We start from the raw sequence: 2,495 nt of genomic DNA, 5'->3' as shown, positions 1-2,495 counted from the left end.
TACGACGAGAACGACGGCTTCTTCGACCACGTCGTGCCGCCGTATCCGCCGTCGTCCGCGGCGCAGGGACTGTCCAGTGTGGACGTCAAGGCCGAGCTGTACCCCGGCGGTGGCGGTTATGTGGCAGGAACGTACGGGCTGGGGCAGCGGGTGCCGATGCTCGTCGTCTCGCCGTGGAGCACCGGCGGCTACACGTGCTCCGAGGTGTTCGACCACACGTCGATCATCCGGTTCCTGGAGACGCGGTTCGGCGTGCGCGAGCCGAACATCTCGCCGTGGCGGCGCGCGATCTGCGGCGACCTGACGTCGGCGTTCGACTTCGGAGTCAGGAACACCAAGTCGCCAGCGCTGCCCGACACCACCGGCTACGCGCCGCCGGACCGCGACCGGCACCCCGACTACGTGCCGGTGCCGCCGCTGGTCGGGGCGATGCCCGTGCAGGAACGCGGATCGCGCCGGACCAGGCCGCTGCCGTACGAGCCGGTCGTCGACGCGTCGGTGAACGGCGGCAAGATCACGCTCAGCCTCACCGGTGGCACGAAGGCGGGTGCGCAGTTCTACATCACCGCGCAGAACCGCACCGACGGCCCGTGGACCTACACGACCGCGGCGGGCAAGCAGCTCTCGGACACCTGGAACACGGCGTACTCGCTGGGCGTCTACGACCTGACCGTCCACGGCCCCAACGGTTTCCTCCGAGAGTTCAAGGGCAGCGCGGCCGCCGCCGAGGTGACCGCGCGCCAGTCGGGCTGCAACCTCGTGCTGCGGTTCACGAACGCGGCCACCGCGACGCGGCACCTCAAGGTCGCGAACGCGTACGGCGGCTCGATCAGCGTGACGGTGCAGCCCGGCCGGACCGTCACGCGCATCATCGAGCTGACGAAGTCCAAGCGGTGGTACGACATCTCGGTGGTGTCCACCGAGGACACCGGCTACCTGCGCCGGTTCGCCGGTCACGTGGAGACCGGCGCGCCCGGCGTCAGCGACCCGGCGATCCGGACGGCGTGACCGCCCGGCTGTGCGAGAACCGCAGCTCGCTGTCCACGACGGGCAAGCGCCGCAACAGCTTCACGTCGCTGAAGTAGCTCATCGACGTGAGCCACGGCGCCCGCTCGCCCTGTCGTGGCAGCTGGTCGACGACGCGCTGGAGGTATCCCGCGCCGAAGTCCAGGAACGGGCGGGTCGGCGCTTCCGGGTCGGCGACCACCGGGCGGGCGGTGTCGTGGCCGTGCGCGTCCATGTGCGCGAGCAGCCGGCAGAAGTGCTCGCACAGCAGGCCGATCTTGAGCGTCCACGACGAGTTCGTGTACCCGATGGCGTAGGCGAAGTTCGGCACGCCGGACAGCATCATCCCCTTGTACGCCAAGGTGTCCGGCAAATTCACGGTCTCGCCGTCGACCGTCAGGGTCATGCCGCCGAACGCCTGCACGTTGAGCCCGGTCGCGGTGATCACGATGTCGGCGTCGATCGTGCGGCCGGACGCCAGTTGCACCCCGGTCTCGGTGAACGTCGAGATCCGGTCGGTCACCACGGACGCCTTGCCGCGGCTGATGGCCTTGAACAGGTCGCCGTCCGGCACAACGCAAAGCCGTTGGTCCCAAGGGTTGTACGGCGGGTTGAAGTGCTCGTCGACCGGATAGCCCTCCGGCAGCAGTTTCGCGTTGAACCGCCGGATCAGCCGCCGCGCCGCGTTCGGGAAACGCTGGGAGAACCGCCAGGTCAGCTGCTGCTGCACGATGTTCTTGCGCCGGGTGAGCGCGAACGCGCGCTCTTCGCTGAACACCTTGCACAGCAGATTGCGGATCGGATCCTGCGCCGGCAACGGCAGGACGTACGTCGGGGTGCGCTGCAACATGGTCACGTGGCCGGCCTGAGGAGCCATGGCCGGCACGATCGTCACCGCCGTCGCGCCCGACCCGATCACGAGCACGCGCTTGCCCGCGTAGTCGAGGTCCTCCGGCCAGTGCTGCGGGTGCACGATCTGCCCTTGGAACCGTTCCCTGCCCTCGAAGTCCGGCGTGTAGCCCTCGTCGTAGCGGTAGTAGCCACCCGCGCAGAACAGCCACGAGCAGGTCACCGTCTCGCGTTCGCCGTTCTTCTCGACCTCGACGGTCCAGTGCGCGTGCTCGGACGACCACGCCGCGGCGACCACCTTGGAGTTGAACCGCACGGCCTGGTCGATGCCGTGTTCCGAGGCGGTTTCCTTGAGGTAGGCGAGGATCTTGCCCGCGCCCGCGATCGAGTCCTCGTCGCGCCACGGCTTGAACTCGTAGCCGAACGTGTGCAGGTCCGAGTCCGACCGGATGCCGGGGTAGCGGAACAGGTCCCACGTGCCGCCGATCGCCCCGCGCGCCTCGAGGATCGCGTACTTCTTCCGCGGGTGCTCGCGCTGCAGGTAGTACGCGGCGCCGAGGCCCGAGATACCCGCGCCGACGATGAGGACGTCGAGGTCAGCCATGTACTCATAGTGGCCGGGTGACGCCGGTCACGAAAGC

Annotated in this window: 2 protein-coding genes; one reads left to right on the top strand and one right to left on the bottom strand. The window is 68.8% G+C overall.

The window, feature by feature from the left end:
• Positions 1–1,008: phospholipase domain-containing protein (locus ABZX92_RS45650; protein WP_355572388.1), on the top strand; the 1,008-nt coding region annotated here is incomplete at its 5' end.
• On the opposite strand, the gene ABZX92_RS45645 is transcribed toward ABZX92_RS45650, so the two are convergent.
• On the bottom strand, positions 980–2,458 hold the full coding sequence (locus ABZX92_RS45645; RefSeq protein WP_355572386.1) for an NAD(P)/FAD-dependent oxidoreductase: 1,479 nt from the start codon (positions 2,456–2,458) through the stop codon (positions 980–982). The two genes, ABZX92_RS45650 and ABZX92_RS45645, sit on opposite strands and share 29 nt — an antisense overlap.
• Between the last annotated feature and the right edge of the window lie 37 nt (positions 2,459–2,495).

Source organism: Lentzea sp. NPDC006480, assembly GCF_040611995.1.
Taxonomy (GTDB): domain Bacteria; phylum Actinomycetota; class Actinomycetes; order Mycobacteriales; family Pseudonocardiaceae; genus Lentzea.
The sequence above is the reverse complement of the archived record's forward strand: the minus strand, read 5'-3'. Positions and strand labels throughout refer to the sequence as shown.